Annotated in this window: 22 protein-coding genes and 1 riboswitch; of the genes, 12 read left to right on the top strand and 10 right to left on the bottom strand. The window is 32.6% G+C overall.

What is annotated here, in order from left to right:
- Nucleotides 1-18 precede the first annotated feature (18 nt).
- Nucleotides 19-2184, bottom strand: a complete 2166-nt coding sequence (locus tag J3S90_RS13115) for an endonuclease MutS2 (RefSeq protein WP_188051030.1) — start codon at nt 2182-2184, stop codon at nt 19-21.
- Nucleotides 2185-2354: 170 nt separating this feature from the next.
- On the opposite strand from J3S90_RS13115, the gene J3S90_RS13110 reads away from it, so the two are divergent.
- Entirely contained in the window at nt 2355-3032 is a 678-nt protein-coding gene (locus J3S90_RS13110) for a uracil-DNA glycosylase (RefSeq protein ID WP_210646579.1), read from the top strand.
- Nucleotides 3033-3206: 174 nt separating this feature from the next.
- Here J3S90_RS13110 and J3S90_RS13105 read toward each other — a convergent pair whose 3' ends face one another.
- The 9 genes from J3S90_RS13105 to J3S90_RS13065 form a co-directional block, all read right to left on the bottom strand.
- On the bottom strand, nt 3207-3590 hold the full coding sequence (locus J3S90_RS13105; RefSeq protein ID WP_188051028.1) for a DUF4258 domain-containing protein: 384 nt from the start codon (nt 3588-3590) through the stop codon (nt 3207-3209).
- Between the two features lie 36 nt (nt 3591-3626).
- Nucleotides 3627-4826 carry an alanine dehydrogenase gene (locus J3S90_RS13100; protein WP_210646578.1) on the bottom strand — a complete coding sequence of 400 codons (1200 nt, stop codon included), beginning with the start codon at nt 4824-4826 and terminating at the stop codon, nt 3627-3629.
- A 93-nt stretch (nt 4827-4919) separates the two neighbouring features.
- On the bottom strand, nt 4920-5393 hold the full coding sequence (locus tag J3S90_RS13095; RefSeq protein WP_210646577.1) for a GNAT family N-acetyltransferase: 474 nt from the start codon (nt 5391-5393) through the stop codon (nt 4920-4922).
- Between the two features lie 11 nt (nt 5394-5404).
- Nucleotides 5405-5812 (bottom strand): tRNA (adenosine(37)-N6)-threonylcarbamoyltransferase complex ATPase subunit type 1 TsaE, encoded by a 408-nt coding sequence (gene tsaE, locus J3S90_RS13090; RefSeq protein ID WP_210646576.1) that lies wholly within the window; start codon nt 5810-5812, stop codon nt 5405-5407.
- 103 nt (nt 5813-5915) lie between these two features.
- On the bottom strand, nt 5916-7469 hold the full coding sequence (gene porX, locus J3S90_RS13085; protein ID WP_188051024.1) for a T9SS response regulator signal transducer PorX: 1554 nt from the start codon (nt 7467-7469) through the stop codon (nt 5916-5918).
- A 291-nt stretch (nt 7470-7760) separates the two neighbouring features.
- Nucleotides 7761-9161: an efflux transporter outer membrane subunit gene (locus tag J3S90_RS13080; protein ID WP_210646575.1), complete on the bottom strand. Its 1401-nt coding sequence runs from the start codon at nt 9159-9161 to the stop codon at nt 7761-7763.
- The gene (locus tag J3S90_RS13075; protein ID WP_210646574.1) at nt 9151-12321 is read right to left on the bottom strand and encodes an efflux RND transporter permease subunit; all 3171 of its coding nucleotides are present in this window, start codon (nt 12319-12321) and stop codon (nt 9151-9153) included. The genes J3S90_RS13080 and J3S90_RS13075 overlap by 11 nt, the downstream gene beginning before the upstream one ends.
- 8 nt (nt 12322-12329) lie before the next feature.
- Nucleotides 12330-13478, bottom strand: coding sequence for an efflux RND transporter periplasmic adaptor subunit (locus tag J3S90_RS13070; protein ID WP_210646573.1), 1149 nt, complete (start codon nt 13476-13478; stop codon nt 12330-12332).
- A 27-nt stretch (nt 13479-13505) separates the two neighbouring features.
- Nucleotides 13506-13994 carry a GbsR/MarR family transcriptional regulator gene (locus J3S90_RS13065; protein WP_188051020.1) on the bottom strand — a complete coding sequence of 163 codons (489 nt, stop codon included), beginning with the start codon at nt 13992-13994 and terminating at the stop codon, nt 13506-13508.
- 250 nt (nt 13995-14244) lie between these two features.
- Here J3S90_RS13065 and J3S90_RS13060 point away from each other — a divergent pair, with 250 nt between their 5' ends.
- The 11 genes from J3S90_RS13060 to fabG all read left to right on the top strand — a co-directional run bounded on the left by J3S90_RS13060 (nt 14245) and on the right by fabG (nt 24957).
- On the top strand, nt 14245-15474 hold the full coding sequence (locus J3S90_RS13060; protein ID WP_210646572.1) for an HD domain-containing protein: 1230 nt from the start codon (nt 14245-14247) through the stop codon (nt 15472-15474).
- 39 nt (nt 15475-15513) lie between these two features.
- Entirely contained in the window at nt 15514-16557 is a 1044-nt protein-coding gene (gene lpxD, locus J3S90_RS13055; protein ID WP_210646571.1) for a UDP-3-O-(3-hydroxymyristoyl)glucosamine N-acyltransferase, read from the top strand.
- On the top strand, nt 16550-17938 hold the full coding sequence (locus J3S90_RS13050) for a bifunctional UDP-3-O-[3-hydroxymyristoyl] N-acetylglucosamine deacetylase/3-hydroxyacyl-ACP dehydratase (protein WP_188051080.1): 1389 nt from the start codon (nt 16550-16552) through the stop codon (nt 17936-17938). The genes lpxD and J3S90_RS13050 overlap by 8 nt, the downstream gene beginning before the upstream one ends.
- 76 nt (nt 17939-18014) lie before the next feature.
- Complete coding sequence (gene lpxA, locus J3S90_RS13045; protein WP_210646570.1) at nt 18015-18800, top strand: acyl-ACP--UDP-N-acetylglucosamine O-acyltransferase; 786 nt, start codon at nt 18015-18017, stop codon at nt 18798-18800.
- 85 nt (nt 18801-18885) lie between these two features.
- Nucleotides 18886-19452: an elongation factor P gene (efp, locus tag J3S90_RS13040; RefSeq protein WP_210646569.1), complete on the top strand. Its 567-nt coding sequence runs from the start codon at nt 18886-18888 to the stop codon at nt 19450-19452.
- Nucleotides 19453-19529: 77 nt separating this feature from the next.
- Nucleotides 19530-20459: a UDP-3-O-(3-hydroxymyristoyl)glucosamine N-acyltransferase gene (locus J3S90_RS13035; RefSeq protein ID WP_210646568.1), complete on the top strand. Its 930-nt coding sequence runs from the start codon at nt 19530-19532 to the stop codon at nt 20457-20459.
- Nucleotide 20460: 1 nt separating this feature from the next.
- Nucleotides 20461-20823, top strand: a complete 363-nt coding sequence (locus J3S90_RS13030) for a nuclear transport factor 2-like protein (RefSeq protein ID WP_188051014.1) — start codon at nt 20461-20463, stop codon at nt 20821-20823.
- A gap of 96 nt (nt 20824-20919) precedes the next feature.
- Entirely contained in the window at nt 20920-21792 is an 873-nt protein-coding gene (sucD, locus tag J3S90_RS13025) for a succinate--CoA ligase subunit alpha (protein WP_188051013.1), read from the top strand.
- A gap of 214 nt (nt 21793-22006) precedes the next feature.
- Nucleotides 22007-22429 carry a hypothetical protein gene (locus J3S90_RS13020; RefSeq protein WP_210646567.1) on the top strand — a complete coding sequence of 141 codons (423 nt, stop codon included), beginning with the start codon at nt 22007-22009 and terminating at the stop codon, nt 22427-22429.
- Nucleotides 22430-22546: 117 nt separating this feature from the next.
- A riboswitch (SAM-I-IV-variant riboswitch) is annotated at nt 22547-22644 on the top strand.
- Nucleotides 22645-22701: 57 nt separating this feature from the next.
- The gene (locus J3S90_RS13015) at nt 22702-24024 is read left to right on the top strand and encodes a Na+/H+ antiporter NhaC family protein (protein WP_210646566.1); all 1323 of its coding nucleotides are present in this window, start codon (nt 22702-22704) and stop codon (nt 24022-24024) included.
- 186 nt (nt 24025-24210) lie between these two features.
- The gene (fabG, locus tag J3S90_RS13010; protein ID WP_188051010.1) at nt 24211-24957 is read left to right on the top strand and encodes a 3-oxoacyl-[acyl-carrier-protein] reductase; all 747 of its coding nucleotides are present in this window, start codon (nt 24211-24213) and stop codon (nt 24955-24957) included.
- The last annotated feature ends 37 nt before the right edge of the window (nt 24958-24994 follow it).

Genomic DNA, 24994 nt, shown 5'->3' with positions numbered 1-24994 from the left:
ATTTCTTTCTAATTTAAATTACTTTTTAACCGCTTCAACTAATTCTAATTCGTCCAAACTTACTTTAGACATAAACATTCCGTAATTTACATTTGCTTTATTTTTCTCGATAGTTTCAATACTTCCAACTGCTTTACCATCCAGCATACGTACTCGATCACCAACTTTTAAAATGTGTCTAATTTTCTCAATAACAGGTTTAAGTTTCTTTTCTTTTTTTTCTTTTCTAATTTCTTCTACATGAACAGTCACTTCCTCAATAACTTCCTTTTTCTTGGCAACGATAGCTTTGGCCTCTTTAGGAGTTGCCTTTTTCCTTTTGGAATTTTCTATTTCGATAATTTTTAAAAATTCAGCGATAAGATCTTTTTTATTTTTATTATTAAAATACTTCTCCGCTATATCTTCTATTTTATTACCAATGTAAATTGTTTTTTGGTTGCTGTCATACAACTCCTGATAACTTTCCAGTTTTTGTTTGATTTTGACATTAATAGTTTCCATTTTCTTGCCTTCTTCACGTGCTTTTGTTTCTTCTTCCTTTAGCGTTTGCGAAGTTTTTTCCATTTTAGAACGCTCTTTTTGTAAAGTAGCAATGGTTTTGTCAAAACGTACTTTTCCTACTTCTATCTTCTTTTTGGCGCGATTTATTAAGCCAAAAGGAATTCCGTTTTTCAGAGCTACTTCAAATGTAAATGAGCTTCCCGCTTGTCCTAATGCAAGTTTGTACATTGGTTCTAATGACTTTTCATCAAAAAGCATGTTGGCATTTGTGGCAAAAGGCAATTCGTTTGCTAAAATTTTTAGATTAGAATAATGGGTCGTTATAATCCCGAAAGCTTCTCTATGATAAAATTCTTCTAAGAAAATTTCGGCTAATGCGCCTCCTAACTCAGGATCAGAACCCGTACCAAATTCATCAATTAGGAACATTGTTTTTCTATTGCACTTCTTTAAGAAGTAGTTCATGTTCTTTAATCGATAACTATAGGTACTTAAATGATTTTCAATAGATTGATTGTCTCCAATATCTGTTAATATTCTATCAAACAAGAATGTTTCACTGCGTTCGTGAACCGGAATTAGCATTCCCGATTGCAACATCAATTGCAGCAATCCAACCGTTTTTAGCGATATCGTTTTTCCACCAGCATTAGGTCCAGAAATAACTATGATTCTATTTTCCTGAGCCAATTCAATAGTTTGCGGATGCGTAATTTCGTTTTTTTGTTTGTTATTCAAATACAAAATAGGATGGAAGGCTTCTCTGAAATACAAACGTCTATTATCGGTGATGTTGGGCAGGATTCCATTAATGCGATTTGCATATTTAGCTTTCGCAGCAATTACATCAATATCACTCAAAAAATCTTGATAGTCAATCAGTAACTGTAAAAAAGGTCGAATTTGGTTCGTTAATTGCTTTAGAATTCTAGTAATTTCTTCTTTTTCTTCGTATTCTAAGTTGCTCAGTTCTCTCGAATAATTTAGTGTTGCTTCGGGTTCGATATAGGCAATACTTCCTGTTTTAGAACTTCCTAAAATTGATCCTTTTACCTTGCGGCGATACATAGACAAAACTGCTAAAACCCTGCGATTTTGAACAAAGCTTTCTTTTATATCATCTAAATATCCAAGGGCATTGTATTGCGTAAGTGCTGTACCAAAACTCTGATTTACTTTACCGCGAACCGTATTCATATTCCTGCGAATATTTAATAAATCGGGTGAAGCGTTGTCTTTTATTTCACCATATTTATCAACGATTTCGTCGGTCATGGTAATAATGTCCTTTGTAAATTCGACTTGTAAAGCCCGTGAATTTAAATTAGGATAATAGTCTTCAAATTTTTTAAAATAACTCAATAAAAAATTAACGGTAGAGGATATTGTTGCTATTTTTCTAAAACTTCCTACTTCAAGAAAACTATCTTCAATGGCAAGAAATCTTATTTCATGCGTAATGGCATCAAAACCATGATTTGGAATGGCATTGTTGTTTTGGAAAGAAGACACATATTCTGATGTTTGCATTAAGGCCTTCATCAAAGTTTCCTTGTCTTTAAAAGGAGTTATTTCAAGTGCTTTTTGTTTTCCTATATCGGTATTACAAATTGCCGAAATCGTTTCGAGAACGGTTGGGAATTGTAAATCTTGTAATGTCTTTTCGGTGATGGATATCATTTATCTATAAAATTCTTTTCGACACAAAAATAGTTAATAGTTAAGACTAATTAACAGTCATTCACAAAGAATTAAAGAATGTTTATTGTGGTTTTTTTAAGTGAAATATTATCTTCTCTTATTACTTCTCAGCCATTACTCTGTGTATCTTTGTAACATAACAATTATTTATGCAAACGAATCTTAATCCAGAATGGCAAACTATTTTGTCAGATGAAATACAGAAGCCTTACTTTGCTGACTTAATGGAAAGTGTGGCTGAAGAATACAAGACAAATATTTGTTTTCCGCCAAAAGAATTAATTTTTTCGGCTTTTGATTATTGTAGTTTTAAAGATTTAAAAGTGGTTATTATTGGTCAAGACCCCTATCATGGAAATGGCGAAGCAAATGGTTTGTGCTTTTCAGTAAATAATACTGTTCGTATTCCGCCTTCTCTGAGAAATATTAATCGGGAACTGAGTGATGATTTGGGAACGATTTTTTTGCCTACTTCAGGCAATTTAGAAGATTGGGCGAAGCAAGGAATTTTGCTTTTGAACGCTTCGTTGACGGTAAGAAAAGACACTCCAAATAGTCACAAACATTTAAAATGGAATCTTTTTACCGATGCTGTTATCGATCATATTTCTTCGAAAAAAGAAAATGTAGTGTTCTTACTTTGGGGCGCTTTTGCGCATAAAAAAGGAATTAAGATAGATAGAAATAAGCATTTAGTTTTAGAGTCTGGACATCCGTCGCCGATGAGCGCTAATCAAGGAAAGTGGTTTGGGAATAAACATTTTAGTAAAACGAATGCTTATTTAAAGCAAAATGGTAAAGAAACCATTAACTGGATTACGGAATAGTAATATTAGAAAGTAGAAATCTCTATTTTATTCTAGATTGCGTGAGGGATTGAAGCTAGCTACCGAAGTAGCGCGTAAAGCCCGACAGTATAAAAAATAAGGGCTCCTCACAACAATGTAAGGAGCCCTTGTTTTTTATGGTGGCACGTCCAAATTAGAACTAAATCATTATATTTACTCTTTTTCTTTTTTGATTATATCATCTAAAACCGCTTTATTTTCATAGTTGATGACCTTTAAAATAATTTCTTGGTTTTTGACTGTTTTACCTTCAATTACGTATAATTTTCCTTTTTTTACGATAACATTACTTTCATCAAAAACGACATCGCCAAATTGCAAAGTATTTTTAATATCGGTAGTATCAATCCATTTTTCAGCTAGTATTTGAGATGCTTTTTCGGAATAATGAAAGGGCTTATTTCGTAGATCATTTAGAACTCTTGCGTTTGGAAAATAATTACAACGGGTATCTTTACCGCTAAAAACTAAAGAGACAAAAAACACTCCAATTACTAAACCTACTAAATAGTAAGCAAAACGATGTATAAATTTCATGAATTATATTTTTGGCAAAGGTAGCTCAAAGTTTCCTTAAAAAACAATTAAATTGATGTCGTTATTGGGCAAATCAAACCAGTCGCCAATGGCAGCATTTGTTAGAATTCCGTGATACATGTACACTCCATTTTTAAGTCCTTTATCAAAACGTATGGCAGTTTCAATTCCGCCATCATCAGCGATTTGTAATAGGTATGGCGATATAATATTACTGATGGAGAGCGAAGCCGTTTTTGAATATCGAGAAGGGATGTTGGGAACACAATAATGCAATACATTACTTTTGACAAAAGTCGGTTTTTCATGCGAGGTCACTTCTGAAGTCTCAAAACAACCACCTGTATCGATGCTAACATCAACAATTACGGCACCATTTTTCATGTGTTCTACCATTGTTTCGGTTACAATTACAGGACATCTTTCTTTACCGCGCATCGCGCCAATGGCAACATCACAGCGTCTAAGCGCTTTTAATAAAGATTTAGGTTGTATGGTAGATGTAAAAATGCGTTGGTTTAAATTGTTTTGAAGACGTCGTAATTTGGTAATAGAATTATCAAAAACTTTTACTGTTGCACCCAAACCAATTGCTGTCTTTGCGGCAAATTCTCCTACGGTTCCCGCTCCTAAAATCACAACATCTGTAGGCGGAACTCCGGTAATATTGCCAAATAGCAATCCTTTTCCAAACTCATTTGTAATCATTAATTCAGCTGCAATAAGGATTGAGGCTGTTCCTGCTATCTCGCTTAAGGATTTAACGGCAGGATACGTGCCATCTTCATCTTTAATATATTCAAATGCTAATGCGGTAATTTTCTTTTTTGTTAAGGCTTCAAAATATTTTTTCTTTCGAGTCTTTAACTGAATAGCAGAGATTAGAATCGTTTGAGGATTCATCATGGCTATTTCTGCGGTTGTTGCTGGTTCTACTTTAAGAATCATTGGGCAACTAAAAACTTTTTTAGTGTCGTTCGTGATTTCTGCCCCTGCATCAGAATATTCTTTATCAGTATAACTAGAGCTTAGTCCTGCACCAGATTCAATCATTACACGATGCCCGTGATAGGTAAGTGAATTTACAGCATCGGGTGTTAAACAAATGCGGCGTTCTTGATGGCAGGTTTCTTTTGGAATACCAATAAAAAGTTCGCTTTTTTGTCTCGCCACTTCAAGTTTTTCTTCTTGAGGCAAAAGCTGCTGTTTGGTAAAAGGTGTGTTGGTAATTGGCATTAGCTCGTTATATTAGAGGTACAATTTACGTAAAAGTTTTATATAAGAATACAATAGTTTTGATGGAATGGTGAATTTGTAAAATATCAAAAATTAAAAAATTATTTTCTGCATTTTGATATCCGCTCTTTCATAAATACCATGTTCTAATTCTATTTCTTCAAAACCATATTTTTTATACAAATGAATAGCGGGTATTAAGCGTCTATTTGAATATAAAATTAGTTTGGATATGTTATTTTCCTTGGCATAAGTCAAACAATATTCGATAAGTTTTTTTCCAATACCCAATCCTTGAATTTTCTCTGTAATTGCCATTTTACTTAATTCGAAACAATCATTAGTAACCTTTAATAAAGAAACAGTTCCTATAATTTGGTTCTTGTATTTGGCATAAAATATAAAGCCTCCTTTATCAATTATTTCAGCTTTTGGGTTTGATAACACAATTTCATCATTGGGTTCTACTTTAAAATATTTATTCAGCCATTCTAAATTAAGGGTTTTGATAGCATCTTTTTCTTCTATAGTAAAAGGGATAATTTCTAAATTATTTTCAGAATTCATAATAGAATTTACTAATTTAAAGTTAGAGAGCGTTTTCCATCTTCAAGTATAGAAATTGAGATCGTAGAGTGTGATTCAGGAATTAAATTTGGAATCTTTTCTGCCCATTCGATAAAGCACCAATTTCCAGAATACAGATAATCATCAATTCCCATATCCAAAGCTTCTGTTTCTTGATTGAGTCTGTAAAAATCAAAATGATAAACTAATTGATTATTAGTAGCTTCATATTCATTAACTAAAGAAAAGGTTGGACTACTAGTTGCAGATTTAACGCCTAAAACTTTACATAATTGTTTGATTAAAGTTGTTTTTCCAACGCCCATTTCTCCATGAAAAAGGATTACTTTATTGGGATTAGCACTAATTATTTTTTGAGCAACCTCTTCTAGTTGATCTATTACAAATTCAATTTCCATAGTTGTATTATTTCAATATTTCCTGTTGCAAAAATAAAATTAAATCTCCTAAAATCTTTATCAACCTAATGAAAATTCAATTTAGGAGTTTTACTATTTCTATTTATTTTGGACTAAAAATCAAGCAAGGAATAATCATTTCCTCTAATGAAATTCCTCCGTGTTGGTAGGTGTTTTTATAATAACTTACATAATGATTGTAATTATTAACATACGCTAAAAACAAATCATTTTTTGCAAAAATATAGGAACTGCTCATATTTATGGCTGGTAAACCAATGTTTTTTGGTTCTTTTACGGCATAAACATCTTTGTATTCATAAGTAAGACTTCGACCGGTTTTATAACGCAGATTTAAACTGGTATTTTTATCTCCTATTACTTTTGATGGATTTTTTACATTTATAGTACCGTGATCTGTGGTTAAAATTAATTTAAATCCTAGTTTTTGAGCTTGTTGAATGATTTCTAACAAAGGCGAATTTTTAAACCAGCTTAACGTTAGAGAGCGATAAGCCTTATCATCAGAAGCTAATTCTTTGACCACATCCATTTCGGTTTTGGCATGAGAAAGCATATCGACAAAATTATAAACAACGGTAACAAGATCATTGTTTTTTAAAGCTTTAAAACCTTCTACAAGTTTTTTACCACCGGCAAGATTGGTTATCTTAAAATAATCTTCCTTGATATTTAATCCTAATCGTTTTAATTGTGCTGATAAAAATTCTGCTTCATATAAGTTTTTTCCACCTTCTTCCGGATCATTTTTCCAATATTGAGGAAACTGTTTCTCCATATCTATCGGCAATAGTCCAGAGAAAATAGCATTTCTCGCATATTGTGTAGCGGTTGGTAAAATAGAGTAGTAGGGAACTTCTTTTTCGAGTTTGTAATAATTAGCAACTACGCTTTCAAAAGTCTTCCATTGATCGTATCTTAAATTATCAATTACGACAAATAAAATAGGTTTGTCTTTTTTCTTAAGTTCAGGAACAACCAATTCTTTGAATAAAGTATGCGATTGAATGGGTTTATCTGCTTTTGGAGCAAACCAATCTTCATAATTGCGTTCGATAAATTTACCAAATTGCGAATTGGCTTCTGCTTTTTGTGATTCTAGAATTTCAATCATGCCATGATCGTCTATATTCTCTAATTCCAACTCCCAAAAAATCAATTTTTTGTACATTTCAACCCAATCTTCATAGGAGTTGACTTGCGCCATTTCCATGGTGATTTTTCTAAATTCTTTTTGGTAATCTAAAGTTGTTTTTTGAGAAATCAATTTCGAATGGTCTAAGTTTTTCTTTAAACTCAGCAAAATCTGATTTGGATTTACGGGTTTGATTAGATAATCAGCAATTTTAGAACCTATGGCTTCTTCCATAATATATTCTTCCTCACTTTTTGTAATCATTATCATTGGTATAGAAGATTTTTTCTCCTTCATCTCTGATAGGGTTTCTAAACCGCTCATTCCAGGCATATTTTCATCAAGAAAAACAACATCGAAGTTGTCTTCTTCAAAAATTGTAATCGCATCAAGACCGTTATTACAAGTAGTTACTTCGTAATTTTTCTTTTCCAAAAATAATATATGTGGTTTTAAAAGGTCGATTTCATCATCTACCCAAAGTATTTTTATTTTATCCATAAGTTGTCTAACAAGTGTTGTAATGTACTAAATCAAAGTGCCAAATTACATTTTTTTGTAGCTTCTATCTGCTAATATTATTATAATTTTTTAGGGATTTCTAATTGTTCACCATCATTTTGGAACCACTTTTAATTTTGTAAAATTTGATTTCATACACTTCGGTACTTGCAGTTTTATTATTTCAAATAACTAATCTTGCTTTTTTAAAAAAACTGCAACATAAAAAAAACCACTACTTTTTGAAAGTAGTGGTTTCTAATTTTTGAATCAATAATATTAAAAAGTAGTTTATTGCCAACCACCACCAAGAGCTCTATACAGTTGAATTATGGCTTTATATTGTTGGTATTTATTGTCTATCAAACTCAATTCAGCATTCAGCGCATTGTCTTTTACAGTCAATACTTCTAAATAATTGGCTAAGCCATAAGTTAACAATTCATCAGAAAAACCAGTGGCTTTGTTTAATGCCTCCACTTGCTTTTCTCTAACGGTCAATTTATAAGTCTCATTATTATATTGTGCTAACGCATCCGAAACTTCTTTTCCAGCTGTTAACAACGATTGTTCAAATTGAATATAAGCTTTTTCCTGATTGGCTTTAGCAATTTCGAACTTAGTTTTAATTTGTCTCTGGTTAAAAATTGGTTGAGTCAAACCCGTAATTACATTCGCAAAAAGTGAATTGGCACTAAACCATTCTTTCAAATCTATACTTTGCAATCCACCTGAAGCAGTCACTTTTAACGTTGGATAAAAATTACTTTTAGCAATATTAGTTTGCTCAAAATTAGAAATCAAATTGTACTCTGCAGCGATAACATCCGGCCTATTTCTTAATAAAGTTGCTGGAACTCCTAGCGTAATAGTTGGTTGCATTAATTGACTTTCAAAAGTGCTTCTTTCAATTTTAGTACCACTTTCACCTAAAAGGATACTCATGCTATTTTCTAAAATAATAATACTATTTTTTAAATCAGCGATAATAATTTCAGTGGCATATTTCTGCGCTTCTGTTTGTTTTACGCCAACTTCAGTCACATTACCAGCATCCTTTAATGCAACAATAGCTTCGATACTTTGGTTTCTATTAATCAAAGTTTTCTCTGCTAATTCGATTTGAGCATCAACAGAAAGCAATTGGTAATAAGTAGCGGCAATGTTAGCTATTAATTGCGTTTTTACAGCTTGTTTTACCGCAGTTGTTTGAAGAAAACTTGCATTTGCAGCACGTTTGTTACTTCTTATTTTACCCCAAATATCTGCTTCCCAAGAAAGATTTCCTGTTAATTGATATTGGTCCGTGCTTCGGTTCTGCAATAAAGCACCAAACTGACTGTTTTTGGAAAGTTCTTGATGTGTCCAATCAGCTCCTGCGGAAAGACTAGGGAAGTACCCTGCTTTTCCTTGTTTCATAGTAGCTTCTGCAGCTACAATGTTTTGAATTGCGATTTTGACATCTAAGTTATTAACTAATCCTTTTTGTATATATCCTTGCAAAAGCGGATCCGTAAACACTTTATCCCAAGCCACATTGGCAAAGGATAAAGTATCATTAGAAACGACTTCGTTACGGTATAAATTTTCTGTTTTTAATTCTGGACGCTTGTAGTCTTTGGCAACAAAACACGATTGCATTATTGTTGCTGTTAGAACAACAAGTCCTATTTTATGGAACTTATTTTTCATTTTCTTCGTTTAAAAGTATAGTATCAGATTCGGTAGTCACAACAGGTTTTCCTGAAATTTTTTCTTGTAAGCTTTGGAATATGATGAACAAAATAGGAACTACAAATACTCCTAAAATGGTTCCTACTAGCATTCCACCTACAGCTCCCATACCAATCGAACGGTTACCCACGGCACCAACTCCAGAAGCAAAAGCCAAAGGCAATAATCCGAAGATAAAAGCTAGAGAAGTCATTAAAATAGGACGTAAACGTGCTTTTGCACCTTCGATGGCAGCTTGCGCTAAATCCATTCCGTGTCGGCGTCTTTGTATGGCAAATTCGACTATCAAAATGGCATTTTTCGCTAATAGTCCTATCAGCATTATCAGTGCAACTTGGAAATAAATGTTGTTTTCCAATCCTGCAAATTTCACAAAAGCAATCGCTCCAGCAATACCAACAGGTAATGAAAGTAGTACAGATAGTGGAACTAAATAACTTTCGTACTGTGCACTTAATAAGAAATAAACAAATATCAAACTTAGTAAGAACACGCCAATTGCTTGATTTCCTGCTAGAATTTCTTCACGAGTCATTCCTGAAAATTCGTAGCTATACGTTTTAGGTAAATGCTGCGCCGCAACTTCTTGAATTGCTTTGATCGCATCACCAGAACTATAGCCCGGTTTTGCTTTTCCGTTTACATTTACTGCTTTTAACATATTGAAACGGGCCACTGCTTCAGGACCATAAATTCTTTTTAAATTTATAAACTGACTGATCGCCACTTGTTGACCTGCAGCATTCTTTACATAAATGTTGTTTATCGAAGCTTCGTTAGCTCTATCAGACGGTTTAGCCTGAATCATCACGCGGTATTGCTTACCAAATTTATTAAAATCTGTAGTGTACAATCCTCCATAATAGCCTTGCATCGTGTTGAAAATATCAGAAACTGATACTCCAGCATCTTTCGCTCTTTCGACATTAATATCCATTTGGAATTGCGGAAACGATGCATTAAAATTGGTTTGAGCATATTGAATTTCAGGTCTTTTCATTAATTCGCCTAAAAACTCATTGCTCACTTTGCTTACGGTAGCCCAGTCATCATCGCCTTTATCTTGAATTTTTAATTCGAAACCATCGGCTGAACCAAAACCTTGAACACTTGGAGGGGTGAAAAATAAAGCTCTTGCATCTTTAAAATGGGCTGTTTTTCCAAATAATTCTTTTACAACAGCATCAACGGATTGATTATCTTCTTTACGGTGTTTCCAATCTTTTAATTTAATGATTGTAAAAGCATAAGAACCTCCATTTACACTGTTCAGTAAACTGAAACCTACAACACTCATTCTAGATTCAATAATATCCATTGAACCTAAAATGGTATCTAATTCTTTAACTGCTTTTTCAGTTTTTTCTAATGTTGTTCCTGGCGGCAATGTTAAATCGGCCATGATTATTCCACGGTCTTCATTAGGAATAAATCCTGAAGGTGTCGTTTGGAATAAAAGGAATGTAATTCCTGAGAAAACAACTAAACCAATAACCGTAATCCATTTTTTTCTTGCCAAAAATCCTAATGATTTCACATATTTGTTATTCATTCTATCAAAACTAGAATTGAAAGCAATGAAAAAACGATCTTTAAAATTGGCATCGTGATGATCAGAATCTTTGTGAGGTTTTAAGAATAAAGCACATAATGCAGGACTTAAAGTCAAAGCATTTACTGCTGAAATCAAAATTGCAATTGCCAAAGTAATTGCAAACTGTTGGTAAAAAACACCTGATGGACCACTCAAGAAAGACACAGGAATAAATACTGCCGCCATTACCATTGTGATCGAAATAATAGCTCCTGTAATTTCGCTCATTGCTGAGATAGTCGCTTCTTTTCCTGATTTTGCTCCCTCATCCAATTTAGCATGCACTGCCTCGACGACGACAATGGCATCATCGACGACAATTCCAATGGCTAGAATCATAGCAAATAAAGTCAACATATTGATCGAGAATCCAAATATTTGGAGGAAGAAAAAAGTACCCACGATAGCTACAGGAACTGCAATCGCAGGAATTAAAGTCGAACGAAAATCTTGCAAGAAGATATATACCACAATAAATACCAATATAAAAGCTTCGAGCAAAGTGGTTAATACTTTGTCAATTGAAGCATCAAGAAATGTTTTTGTGTTTAATGGAATCACGTAATCAACTCCTTTTGGGAAGTCTGGTTTTGTATCTTCCAAAATTTTCATTACTTCGGTAATAATATCTTGCGCATTAGAACCAGAAGTTTGGAAAACCCCTACTGCAACCCCTTGTTTACCCATTGCAATATTCTTAGTTCCATAATTGAAACCTCCTAATTCAACAGTGGCAACATCTTTTAAGTGCAAGAAATTTCCATTTCCTGTAGAACGAATAACAATATTTTCGTAATCTGCAATTTCAGAAAGTCTTCCTTTGTATTTAATTACATATTCATAAACACCTTCGGCATTTTCACCAAATTTCCCTGGTGCAGCTTCAACATTTTGTTCTTGCAATGCGGCTTGAATTTCTTTTGGAGAAACATTATACGCAGCCATTTTTGCAGGATCAATCCAGATTCTCATCGAATAATCTTTGGATCCAAAAACGTTTACTTGACCAACACCTTTTACACGTTGTAATTTTGGAACTAAATTAATTTTAGCATAATTCTGAATATACGTTTCATCAAAATCTTTGTTTTTTGAATATAAGGCAAAGAACATCAAAGCACTCGTTTGACTTTTTAGCGTTGTAACTCCAGTTTGAACCACCGCTTGAGGCAGTTTACTAGTAGCACGCGATACTCTATTTTGAACGTTTACCGCCGCAATATCTGGATCTACACCTAATTCGAAATATACAGAGATTTTAGCAGAACCATCATTGGCAGCAGAGGAAGTCATATAAGTCATTCCTTCTACACCGTTGATTTCTTCTTCTAGCGGAATTACAACACTATTTAATACGGTTTCTGCATTGGCACCGGTATAATTGGCACTAACCTGAACGGTTGGCGGTGCAATTTCAGGGTATTGTTCGACTGGTAATGCCATCAATCCTAAAACCCCTAAAATGGTTATTAAGATAGAGATTACAGTCGATAGGACAGGTCTTTCTATAAAAGTTTTTAACATTTTAAATATTATTTTTTAGCTGCAGCAGCATTTGTTTTTACTATTTCTTTATCCGTTGGAGCTACAGTTTCTGAATTCGTTTTATCAATTTGTTGTGGAATAATTTCTGTATCATTTTTCAATTTTGAGGCACCTTCAACAACTATTACGTCACCTTCAGAAAGTCCATCGGTAACAATAAAGTTCAAGTCTGAGGTTCCGTTTGTTGTAATAATTTTTGATTGTACTTTATTTCCTTGACCTACAACAAAAATCATTTGTTTTCCTTGTACTTCAAAAACAGCATTTTGGGGTACTACTACAACATCTTTCTGGATTATTGGCAAACGAATGATTCCACTATTTCCACTTCTTAAAAGACCTTCAGGATTTTTGAATTCAGCTCTAAATTGAGTGGTTCCCGTTGTTGGGTTTACTAAGCCGTTCATAGTGACAACTTTACCTTTTTGGTCGTATTCTGAATTGTCCACTAAAAGTAAAGAAACTTCTGGAACTGATTTTAGTTTTTCAGCAGTTGTAGCCCCTTTAAAAGTTTTATTAAAGAAAAGCAATTGCTTTTCATTCATTGAAAAGTAAGCACGTATCATTTTGGTATCAGACACTGTAGTTAATGGCATTTCACTAGTTGAATTCACCAAACTTCCTTCACGGAAAGGCAAACTACCAATTACTCCATTTACAGGAGAAACGATTGTTCCAAAACCAATATTTGAAGCAATACTACCATAAGCACTTTTTGCTTGAGCCAATTTTGCTTTAGCCGTTTCCAATTGAACATTACTGATAATTTTGCGATCTACTAGAGGTTTTAGTCTATCAACTTCAACCTGAGCAGCTTGTACCATTGCTTTAGCTGCAGAAGCATCTTGGTTTAACGTTTGTGTTTCTAGTTTGAAGAGTAGTTGTCCTTTTCGTACTACTTGTCCTTCATCAACATATATTTTTTGAATAAATCCAGTTACTTTAGGACGGATTTCTACGTTTTGTTGGCCTTCAAGATTAGCGGTATATTCTTGGTAAACAACAGCATCTTGCTTTGTAATTGTTTGAACTGGAAAAGGCGCAGCTGTTGGAGCTGGCATTTGCTGCTCTTCTTTTTTACCGCAAGAGGCTAAAATTAGTACTATAAATAGAGTAAATATTGAATTTTTTTTCATTTTTATTCTTGAGTTTGGGATTTATATTTAGTGATTATTCTTTTCTATTATTTTAAATTTTTCAATGGTCTTTATCAAAAGTTCTTCTACCTCACAAACGTGTGTTTTGTAAGCTTTGATGTCTTCCATATTGTATTGTTCTTCTGAACAGGAAATGGTTTGCTCACGATAATGAATGAGTCGATCTAAAATGGTCTTTTCAAAATCTACTAATTTGATGTAATTAGCTAATCTTTCACTGAAGGGTGAAGGCTTAAAATATTTTTTTCGATCACCTGAAACTGTGTAGTAGGTAATTTTACCCATTTTTGATAGCAAATTCAAATTTGTAGAAACAGAACTTTTACTAGCTTTCATTTTTGCCACTATTTCCTCAAATGTTAAACCTGTTTTACATCCATCAATTATTAATAATCCTAGAATTCTAGAACCTAGAGGTGGTAAATTATATAATAATTCAAAATGATTTCCGAACATTTCGATCAGTTCTTCGCGTTCTTTTTGTATTGTTTCCATAATTTTTTTTTGCAAAAGTAGAGTTAGTTCGTATATTTGCGAACTAAACGAACTTAAATTTGTGTTAATTTTTTAACATTTTATTTTTGTACTATAAATTTACTTGAAATTAAAAATTATAAAACTGCTCTAATCAAGTGAGTATGGTTTAAAATACATTTGTAATTTTAAACTCAAAATGGGGTTCATTTGGATTTCTTATTTAAGATCTAAATTTCCGTATATTTGTTGACCTAAAAAATAACTTATAGTGAGTCAAATCAATAAGCTTAAAATATTTAATGATCCTATTTATGGTTTTATTACCATTCCCAATGCTTTAATTTACGATTTAATTCAGCATCCTTATTTTCAGCGTTTGCGTCGTATATCACAAATGGGATTGTCCTACTTAGTCTATCCAGGAGCTAATCATACTCGTTTTCATCACGCTTTAGGCTGTATGCATTTGATGCAAAAAGCGGTTGATGTACTTCGATTTAAAGGAATTGTTATTTCAAATGAAGAGGAAAACGCTTTGTACATTGCTATTTTACTGCACGACATTGGTCACGGACCTTTTTCTCATGCTATGGAAAAAAGTATTGTAGAAGAGGTACATCATGAAGAAATATCTTTGTTATTTATGAACCAATTAAATGTTGAGTTTAATGGTAAGCTAGATTTGGCTATTCAAGTATTTAAAGGAGAGTATGATCGTAAATTTATGCTTCAGTTGATTTCGAGTCAACTCGACATGGATCGAATGGATTATTTGAAACGCGATAGTTATTATTCGGGTGTTGCGGAAGGAAATGTGAATTCAGAACGATTAATTCAGATGATGAATGTTGTTGATGACTATTTAGTTATCGAAGAAAAAGGAATCTATTCGGTAGAGAAGTTTTTAATGTCACGACGTTTAATGTATTGGCAAGCGTATTTGCATAAAACGAGTTTAGTGGCCGAATTAATTTTGATGAGAATACTAAAACGAGCCAAAGAATTAACATTAAAAGGAGTTTCATTACCCTGCAGCGAACCTCTATTATTTTTTATGCAAAATAAAGTTACAATAGAAACTTTTGATGCTGAAAAATTAGATTTATTTGCTCAATTAGATGATTTTGATATTATTGGAGCTTTAAAATCTTGGCAAAAAAATGATGATTTTATTTTAGCCACCTTGAGTAAAATGATTGTTAATAGAGATTTATTAAAAATTAAATTAACAAGTGAAAAAGTAGCCATTGAAGATTTACAGCCATTGAAAGAGCGTTTTGCGTTACAGAATAATATTTCTGTCGCAGATGCTAATTATTTTATCTTTAAAGGAAAAATAAAAAACCAAGCCTACAGTAAAGAAGCAGATCCGATACGTATTTTGAAAAAAGATAATACTGTTGAGGATGTAATTGAATCTTCAGATCAGCTGAATTTAAAATCATTATCTAAATCGGTGACCAAATATTACATCTGTTTTCCAAAACAACTGTTATAAAAACACCATTTAAAATCTATTTTTTATATTTTTGTCGCAATGAAATTTACAGCAGAACAAATAGCAGGGATTTTAGAAGGAGAAGTTATTGGGAATCCAATGGCCGAAGTTTTTAGATTGTCAAAAATCGAAGATGGAGCAGAGGGATCACTGACTTTTTTGTCAAATCCTAAATATCTTCATTATATATACTCTACAAAAGCCTCAGTTACAATTGTTAACGATAGCTTTATTCCAGAGGCAAATTTAGATACAACATTGATAAAAGTACCAGATGCGTATGCTGCTTTTTCTAAATTATTAGAATTTTATAATGAAGTAAAGCAAAATAAAAACGGTATAGAACAACATTCCTTTCTTTCTTCGAGTGTAATACATGGAGAAAACCTATATTTGGGCAGTTTTAGTTATGTAGGAGAAAATGTTATTATAGGTACCAACGTAAAAATATATCCCAATTGTTTTATAGGTGATAATGTTGTTATAGGCGATAATGTAAAATTATTTGCTGGTGCAAAAATTTATTCTGAAACTAATATAGGTAACAATTGTACAATTCATTCCGGAGCTATTATAGGTTCGGATGGTTTTGGTTTTGCACCAAATCCTGATGGGACATATACCACGATTCCTCAAATAGGAAATGTAATAATAGAAGATAATGTAGATATTGGTTCTTGTACGACGATTGACAGAGCAACAATGGGATCTACTATCATTAGAAAAGGAGTAAAATTGGATAATCAAATTCAAATTGCTCATAATGTAGAAATAGGTGAGAATACTGTAATTGCTGCACAAACTGGTGTTGCAGGTTCTACTAAGATTGGAAAGAACGGAATGATTGGTGGCCAAGTCGGAATTTCAGGACATTTACACATTGGTGATAATGTTAGAATTCAGGCTCAATCTGGTGTTGGAAGAAACATAAAAGACAACGAAATTTTGCAAGGAAGCCCTGCATTTGGATACAATGATTTTAGTAAATCGTATGTTCATTTTAAGAACTTACCTAAAATTGTTGCAGAAATAAAAGAATTAAAGAAACAAATATTAAACCAAAAAAATGGAAACAATGGTTAAACAGAAGACCATCAAAACAGAAATCTCATTAACAGGAGTTGGACTGCATACCGGTAAAGAAGTAAAAATGACTTTTAAACCTGCTCCCGTGAATAATGGTTTTACTTTTGTTCGAGTAGATCTGGAAGGACATCCTATTATTGAGGCAGATGCAAATTATGTTGTAAACACTGAAAGAGGGACAAATTTAGAAAAACGTGGAGTAAAAATTCAAACTCCAGAACATGTTTTGGCAGCTTTAGTTGGTTGCGATTTAGACAATGTTATTATCGAATTGAATGCTTCAGAACTTCCTATTATGGATGGTTCTTCAAAATATTTTGTAGAAGCTATAGAAACTGCTGGAGTAGAAGAGCAAAATTCAAAAAGAAATGTATACGTAGTAAAAGAAGTTATTTCTTTTACAGATGAAGAATCTGGAAGTGAGATTTTGGTTATGCCAAGTGATCATTATTGCGTAACAGCTATGGTAGATTTTGGGACTAAAATTTTAGGTACTCAAAATGCAAACATGAAAAGCATTGCCGATTTCAAAACAGAAATTTCTCAATCAAGAACCTTTAGTTTTCTACATGAATTAGAATCATTATTAGAAAAAGGGCTTATTAAAGGTGGGGATTTAAATAATGCCATTGTTTATGTTGACAAGGATATTTCTGCCTCAACTATGGAAAACTTGAAAGTTGCTTTTGGAAAAGAGGAATTGACAGTTAAGCCCAATGGAATTTTAGACAACCTTACTTTGCATTATCCAAACGAGGCAGCAAGACATAAATTACTAGATGTAGTTGGAGATTTAGCTCTAATTGGTACAAAAATTCAAGGTAAAGTTATTGCCAATAAGCCAGGACATTTTGTGAACACACAGTTTGCTAAAAAAATGGCTAAAATCATAAAAATCGAACAAAGAAATTATGTTCCTGTTTATGATTTAAATTTAGAACCATTGATGGACATTCATAAAATTATGGCTGTTCTACCTCACAGACCTCCATTTTTATTAATTGATAGAATTATAGAAATGTCTGAAAGTCATGTTGTAGGTATGAAAAATGTAACGATGAATGAAAATTTCTTTGTTGGTCATTTTCCAGAAGCTCCAGTGATGCCAGGTGTTTTAATTGTTGAAGCTATGGCTCAAACAGGAGGAATTCTAGTTTTAAGTACGGTTCCAGATCCTGAAAATTATTTAACATATTTCATGAAAATTGATAATGTTAAATTCAAACAAAAAGTATTACCAGGTGATACTTTGATATTTAAGTGCGATTTGATAACACCGATTCGAAGAGGAATTTGCCACATGCAAGCAAATGCTTATGCCAATGGTAAATTAGTTGCTGAAGCAGAATTAATGGCACAAATTGCTAAAAAACAATAGATTTGGAGAAAATTACTTTTAATTTTATTAAAAATGAAAGGTAGCTTTAACCTAGTAAAAAATTAAAAAATAGCTGATGAATCAACCACTAGCCTATGTTCATCCAGGCGCAAAAATAGCCAAAAATGTAGTTATTGAGCCGTTTACAACCATTCATAATAATGTAATTATTGGAGATGGAACTTGGATCGGATCAAATGTTACTATAATGGAAGGAGCGAGAATTGGAAAAAATTGCAATATATTCCCAGGTGCGGTTATTTCAGCAGTTCCTCAGGATTTAAAATTTGGAGGCGAGGATTCCTTAGCAATTATTGGTGATAATTGCACTATTAGAGAATGTGTAACCATTAATAGAGGAACAATTGCATCGGGTCAAACCACAATAGGTGATAATTGTCTTATTATGGCAACAGCTCATATTGCTCATGACTGTCACATTGGTCACAATGTTATAATTGTAAACGGAGTACTTTTAGGAGGACATGTAACCGTAGGGAATCACGCTATTATTGGTGGATTGTCTGCAGTACATCAGTTTATTAGCATAGGTGATCATGCAATGATTTCTGGAGGATCACTATTAAGAAAAGATGTACCACCTTACACTAAAGCCGCAAAAGAACCTCTGTCTTATGTAGGTATTAATTCAGTAGGATTAAGAAGACGTGGTTTTTCTTCTGAGAAAATTAGAGAAATTCAAGGTATATACAGGATTTTATATCAAAAAAATTACAATACCACTCAAGCTTTAGGAATTATCGAAGCCGAGATGGAAGCAACACCAGAAAGAGATGAAATTATTGATTTCATTAGAAATTCATCTCGAGGTGTGATGAAAGGATATTCTGGAAATTACTAAAAAAACTCTTGACTATTAGCAATTTTGGTAATAGTCAGAAAAATAAATAAAATATAAATCGCTAATAGCTAAAAGTAAAATATAAATGGCATCTACATCAGATATTAAAAACGGATTGTGCATTAAATTCAATAATGACATCTATAAAATAGTTGAATTTCTTCATGTAAAACCAGGTAAAGGACCTGCTTTTGTTAGAACAAAACTAAGAAGTTTAACTAACGGAAGAGTATTAGATAATACTTTTTCTGCTGGACATAAAATTGATGAAGTACGAGTTGAAAATCATAAATTTCAGTTTTTATATCCAGAAGGTGATGAATTTCATTTCATGAATACTGAAACTTTTGAGCAAATTACATTAAATAAAAATATTTTAGATTCTCCAGGTTTATTAAAAGAAGGAGAAAATGTAATGATTAGCATTAATACAGAAACTGATTTACCGCTTTCAGTAGATATGCCAGCTTCTGTTATACTAGAAGTTACGTATGCTGAGCCTGGAATTAAAGGAAATACAGCAACAAACGCTACCAAATCAGCAACTGTTGAAACAGGAGCGCTAGTAAATGTTCCTTTGTTTATCAATGAAGGGGATAAAATTAAAATAGAAACTACTTCTGGTTCTTACATGGAACGCGTAAAAGAGTAAGTAATTTGATAATAGAAAATGTGAAAATTAGATAAATTTCACATTTTCTATTTTTTTTTAATTTTCTAATAAAAATTATGAAATTTCCAAAAGTTTACTCTTTAGAAGAAATAGCTACTATTATCGGTTGTGAATATGTTGGTGATACCAATTTCCCTGTAACTGGAATGAACGAAATACATGTAGTTGGCAGCGGTGATATAGTATTTGTAGATCATCCAAAATATTATGATAAGGCTTTAAATTCGGCTGCTACAATTATTTTAATAAATAAAAATGTTGACTGTCCTGAAGGGAAAGCGTTATTAATTTCTGAAGATCCGTTCAGAGATTTTAATAAATTGACAAATTATTTCAAGCCTTTTCAGTTTTCAAATGTCTCAATAGCTACTTCTGCAACTGTAGGAGAAGGAACTATTATTCAGCCAAATACGTTTATAGGAAATCATGTAGTTATTGGTAAAAACTGTTTAATACATTCTAATGTTTCTATTTATGACCATACTGTAATTGGTGATAATGTTATAATTCATGCAGGAACAGTTTTAGGTGCAGATGCTTTTTATTATAAAAAAAGAGCCGAAGGATTTGATCAGTTGCTTTCTGGAGGAAGAGTTGTCATTCAAGATAATGTAGGCATTGGAGCTCTTTGCACCATTGATAAAGGAGTAACAGGAGATACAACTATTGGTGAAGGAACAAAAATTGACAATCAAGTGCATGTAGGACATGATACTGTGATAGGAAAAAAATGTTTAATAGCTTCTCAAACCGGAATTGCAGGCTGTGTTATTATTGAAGATGAAGTGACAATTTGGGGACAAGTAGGAACCACTAGCGGAATTACGATAGGAGCAAAGGCTGTTATCATGGGACAAACTGGAGTAACTAAATCAGTTGAAGGTGGAAAATCTTATTTTGGTACTCCAATAGAAGAGTCAAGAGAGAAATTGAAACAGTTGGCTAATATTAAAAAAATTCCAGAAATTTTAAAAAAAATAAAGTAATATGTCTTCAAAAGAAATTGTTGAGAAATTTTACAAATCGGATGCTTTAATTGATAGTGAAGTTATAAAAGATTTTTTACATCCCGATATTATAGTCGAGTGGAACAGTAGTAAAGGTTTTATTGAGCTAAATTATGAAGCATTATTAAATTTATCTAACGATTTAAGTAAAGCTTACGTTCGATCTAAGGTTCGCATCAATCAGATTATTGCCGAAAATGATTTGGTTTCAGTGCGTTATTCTCATTTTGTAAAAACAATTGAGAACCCTAGAGAAGAAATGTTACTGGCACATTTTATTGTGATTTGGCAAATTAAAGACAATAAATTATATCGAGGGTATCAAATGAGCCAATTATCCTAATTTAGTGGTAAAAAACTGAATATGGGATACCCGTTTAGTGCTTACAATTTTATACTTTTGCATAACCATTTTAAAAACTACATAAAATAATATATCATGAGTGTTTTAGTTAATAAAGATTCCAAAATAATTGTTCAAGGTTTTACAGGAAGTGAAGGGACTTTCCATGCTTCTCAAATGATTGAGTACGGAACTAATGTTGTTGGTGGTGTAACTCCAGGAAAAGGAGGAACATCTCATTTAGACAGACCTGTTTTTAATACTGTAAAAGATGCTGTTGAACAAGCAGGAGCTGACACAACTATCATTTTCGTTCCACCAGCTTTTGCAGCTGATGCGATTATGGAAGCTGCAGATGCAGGTATTAAAGTAATTATTGCAATTACAGAAGGAATTCCTGTTGCTGACATGATAAAAGCAAACAGTTACGTTAAAGAAAGAAATGCAAGATTAATAGGTCCAAACTGTCCAGGAATTATTACTCCAGGTGAAGCTAAAGTTGGTATTATGCCAGGTTTTGTTTTCAAAAAAGGAACTATTGGTATTGTTTCTAAATCAGGAACTTTAACTTACGAAGCGGCTGACCAAGTAGTAAAACAAGGTTTAGGAATCACAACTGCTATCGGAATTGGTGGAGATCCAATCATTGGAACTACAACAAAAGAAGCAGTAGAATTATTGATGAATGACCCAGAAACAGAATGTATCGTAATGATCGGTGAAATCGGTGGACAATTAGAAGCGGATGCTGCTCATTGGATTAAAGCTGACGGAAACCGTAAACCAGTTGTAGGTTTCATCGCAGGAGTAACTGCTCCAGCAGGACGTACAATGGGACATGCAGGTGCAATTGTTGGTGGATCTGATGATACGGCTGAAGCTAAAAAACAAATTATGAGAGAATGTGGTATTCACGTAGTAGATTCTCCAGCTGAAATTGGTAAAAAAGTAAAAGAAGTTTTAGGATAATCTTTTATATTTATAAAAAAAAATTAAAAGCCTCACATTTTGTGGGGCTTTTTTATTATTGAATGGAATTAAAGAATACCTTTGCACTTTATTAAAAATAGTGTTTAATAGATTTATTTTTGATAAATAAAAAATGTAAACGAATGGTTTAGATAACTTTTCCGATTTTTGTGAGTTTTATCTAGGAAGACCATTTCAAATAAAAATATAATATATGTACAAGGAGTTAGAAAAATTCAAAGTTACCAATCAGTTTTCATTTACAGCAGAAGATAGTTTAGCAGAAGTTTGCAATGCATCTGAAGGATCTGGTGTGTTTTTGGTTTATGCAGTTGGTGAAGTAAAAGAGTTAATTATGGTTGGTTCTACTGGAACTGTTCAAAATGACGGAACTTTGAAAATTAAAAATGGTGGTTTGAATGATAAAATAGTCGAAGGACACCAATTTGCTAAAACAGGAAGAAAATATTCTTGGCCAGCACAAATGAACAAAGAAGATATTAGGACACTTGAAGTAGTTTGGTATGAGACTTTTAATGATGATTCTAAAGTAATTCCAACATTTGTAGAAGCACAAGTTTTACAAAATTTCTTAGATGAAAATGGAAAATTGCCAAAATGGAATGTAGCTTTTTAAGTTATTTCTATACTAATACAATTGAAAGACTTTACTTCGGTAAGGTCTTTTTTTTGTTTTAAATTCATAAATAGTATTTTTTATTTGTTTATATAAAAAAATAAGTACTATTTTTGCTCCCGTTATCACGAATCTCTTAATAGAGATAGCAACCTGCAAGAACGAGCAAGGTGCTAAAACGATAAGCCAAATCCTTTGGAAAAAATGTTGTTTTTTTATTCCTGTTTTGCTTTTTTGTTTTTCGTCATAGCCCTTTAATTTAAAAATTGATTATGACTAAACAAGGTAAAAATAATGGTAATCCATTCGCATTAATTCCTTTATTTATTTTTATTGCTACTTTTTTAGGAGTTGGTATTTGGCTAGATGATTTTTATGCTTTCCCGTCTCCAATTGCTGTTTTAATTGGAATAATTGCGGCTTTCCTACTTTTTAAATCTTCTACAGAAGATAAAGTGAATACGCTGATTGCTGGTTGTGGTGAAAGTAAAATAATGACGATGTGTCTTATTTATTTACTTGCTGGTGCTTTTGCTGTAGTGAGTAAAGCTACTGGTGGAGTAGATGCTGTTGTAAATTTGGGAATAAACAATATTGATGTTGCTTATTTTCCTTTAGGTATTTTTTTGATTGCCGCATTTTTATCTACTGCAACTGGTACGTCTGTTGGAGCAATTGTTGCAATTGGTCCTATAGCAGTGAGTTTAGCGGATAAAAGTGGTGCTTCATTACCTTTGATTTCGGGTGCATTATTGGGTGGTTCTATGTTAGGAGACAATCTCTCTATGATTTCGGACACCACTATTGCGGCAACACAATCTTTAGGTTGTAAACTCAAAGACAAGTTTAAAATTAACTTATTTATTGCTTTTCCAGCTGCTATAATTACAATTGCAGTATTTTTCTATTTGGGTTTAAACTCAGAAATTGTTTCCGTTGCCATACCTAAAACTGATTTTAATTGGATTGCTATCATACCCTATATACTCGTTATTGTATTAGCAGTTTCTGGAATTAATGTATTTTCTACGTTAATTATAGGAACATTGTTAGCGGGAATTATAGGTTATTTTGGTGGTAATTTTACGTTTATGGTTTTTACCCAAAAAATATATGAAGGTTTTACCAGTATGACAGAAATATTCTTACTTTCTATGCTTTCAGGTGGTTTAGCTGCGATGGTTGATAAAGCGGGCGGAATTGATTACGTTTTATATCAAGTTAAAAAGCGAATAAAGAGTAAGAAATCGGCGCAGACAGGAATTGGTGTTTTAGTTGGATTAACCAATTTAGCAATCGCTAATAACACCGTTTCTATTGTGATTACAGGAAGTATTGCAAAAGAAATTAATGATGAATACAATTTGAGTGCAAAGAAAACGGCTACTATACTTGATATTTTTTCTTGTGTTATTCAAGGAATATTACCTTATGGAGCTCAAGTACTTTTAATATTAAGCTTTGCAGATGGAAAGCTGAACTTTTTAGATTTGATTAGTAATGCTTGGTATCATTTGTTCTTATTTGTTTTTACATTAATCGCTATTTATGCTAATTTTTGGGATAAATGGGTGAATCGAATTATTAAAATTTAAAAGCTAGTATTTTTATTAATGTATATGGTTTTGTATTTTTTTTAAAAAAGTAAATATTCTATATTTGACAGATATAAGATAGCCCTGATAGAAGTGGAAATCCTTTTATTTTTTTGTTTAAAAAAATAAAAGATTGTAGCGGATAGCAGGAATAGCTTCAAATAAAAATTAAAATAAGTTTTGAATATGAAATTACTAGAAGGAAAAGTAGCTATAATTACAGGCGCAAGTCGTGGAATAGGTAAAGGAATTGCAGAAGTTTTTGCAAAACACGGAGCAAATATTGCTTTTACTTACAGTTCATCTGTAGAATCAGCTATGGCATTAGAAAATGAATTGAATGCACTTGGAATTAAAGCGAAAGGGTATCAATCTAACGCAGCTGATTTTAATGAAGCGCAAACGCTTGTTGATGCGGTTAATGCTGAGTTTGGAACAGTAGATATTTTGATTAACAACGCCGGAATTACCAAAGATAATTTGTTAATGCGTATGTCTGAACAAGATTTTGACCAAGTAATGGATGTAAACTTGAAATCAGTTTTCAACATGACAAAAGCAATTCAGAAAACTTTTCTTAAAAAACGTGCGGGATCTATCATTAATATGAGTTCTGTAGTTGGAGTAAAAGGAAATGCCGGACAAACAAATTATGCTGCTTCTAAGGCGGGAGTTATTGGTTTTTCTAAATCGGTAGCATTAGAATTAGGATCGCGCAATATTCGTTGTAATGTAATTGCACCAGGTTTTATTGAAACTGAAATGACTGCAAAATTAAACGAAGATGTAGTAAAAGGTTGGAGAGATGGAATTCCGTTAAAACGTGGCGGAACAACTGAAGATGTAGCTAATGCTTGTCTGTTCTTCGCTTCAGACATGAGCGGTTACGTAACGGGTCAAGTTATGAACGTTTGTGGAGGAATGCTTACTTAATAAAAAGTGATTCGTTTTTAGTTTTTTTTAATCAAAA

It is taken from the genome of Flavobacterium flabelliforme, assembly GCF_017948675.1.
Lineage (GTDB): Bacteria > Bacteroidota > Bacteroidia > Flavobacteriales > Flavobacteriaceae > Flavobacterium > Flavobacterium pygoscelis.
The sequence above is the reverse complement of the archived record's forward strand: the minus strand, read 5'-3'. Positions and strand labels throughout refer to the sequence as shown.

Coding starts and splice junctions, on each gene's coding strand:
- J3S90_RS13075 (WP_210646574.1), bottom strand. CDS start 12,321: ATGTTAAAAACTTTTATAGAAAGACCTGTCCTATCGACTGTAATCTCT.
- lpxD (WP_210646571.1), top strand. CDS start 15,514: ATGAAATTTACAGCAGAACAAATAGCAGGGATTTTAGAAGGAGAAGTT.
- J3S90_RS13100 (WP_210646578.1), bottom strand. CDS start 4,826: ATGCCAATTACCAACACACCTTTTACCAAACAGCAGCTTTTGCCTCAA.
- J3S90_RS13035 (WP_210646568.1), top strand. CDS start 19,530: ATGAAATTTCCAAAAGTTTACTCTTTAGAAGAAATAGCTACTATTATC.
- porX (WP_188051024.1), bottom strand. CDS start 7,469: ATGGATAAAATAAAAATACTTTGGGTAGATGATGAAATCGACCTTTTA.
- sucD (WP_188051013.1), top strand. CDS start 20,920: ATGAGTGTTTTAGTTAATAAAGATTCCAAAATAATTGTTCAAGGTTTT.
- J3S90_RS13065 (WP_188051020.1), bottom strand. CDS start 13,994: ATGGAAACAATACAAAAAGAACGCGAAGAACTGATCGAAATGTTCGGA.
- lpxA (WP_210646570.1), top strand. CDS start 18,015: ATGAATCAACCACTAGCCTATGTTCATCCAGGCGCAAAAATAGCCAAA.
- J3S90_RS13115 (WP_188051030.1), bottom strand. CDS start 2,184: ATGATATCCATCACCGAAAAGACATTACAAGATTTACAATTCCCAACC.
- J3S90_RS13105 (WP_188051028.1), bottom strand. CDS start 3,590: ATGAAATTTATACATCGTTTTGCTTACTATTTAGTAGGTTTAGTAATT.
- J3S90_RS13030 (WP_188051014.1), top strand. CDS start 20,461: ATGTCTTCAAAAGAAATTGTTGAGAAATTTTACAAATCGGATGCTTTA.
- J3S90_RS13070 (WP_210646573.1), bottom strand. CDS start 13,478: ATGAAAAAAAATTCAATATTTACTCTATTTATAGTACTAATTTTAGCC.
- J3S90_RS13015 (WP_210646566.1), top strand. CDS start 22,702: ATGACTAAACAAGGTAAAAATAATGGTAATCCATTCGCATTAATTCCT.
- J3S90_RS13020 (WP_210646567.1), top strand. CDS start 22,007: ATGTACAAGGAGTTAGAAAAATTCAAAGTTACCAATCAGTTTTCATTT.
- fabG (WP_188051010.1), top strand. CDS start 24,211: ATGAAATTACTAGAAGGAAAAGTAGCTATAATTACAGGCGCAAGTCGT.
- J3S90_RS13110 (WP_210646579.1), top strand. CDS start 2,355: ATGCAAACGAATCTTAATCCAGAATGGCAAACTATTTTGTCAGATGAA.
- J3S90_RS13050 (WP_188051080.1), top strand. CDS start 16,550: ATGGTTAAACAGAAGACCATCAAAACAGAAATCTCATTAACAGGAGTT.
- J3S90_RS13080 (WP_210646575.1), bottom strand. CDS start 9,161: ATGAAAAATAAGTTCCATAAAATAGGACTTGTTGTTCTAACAGCAACA.
- tsaE (WP_210646576.1), bottom strand. CDS start 5,812: ATGGAAATTGAATTTGTAATAGATCAACTAGAAGAGGTTGCTCAAAAA.
- J3S90_RS13095 (WP_210646577.1), bottom strand. CDS start 5,393: ATGAATTCTGAAAATAATTTAGAAATTATCCCTTTTACTATAGAAGAA.
- efp (WP_210646569.1), top strand. CDS start 18,886: ATGGCATCTACATCAGATATTAAAAACGGATTGTGCATTAAATTCAAT.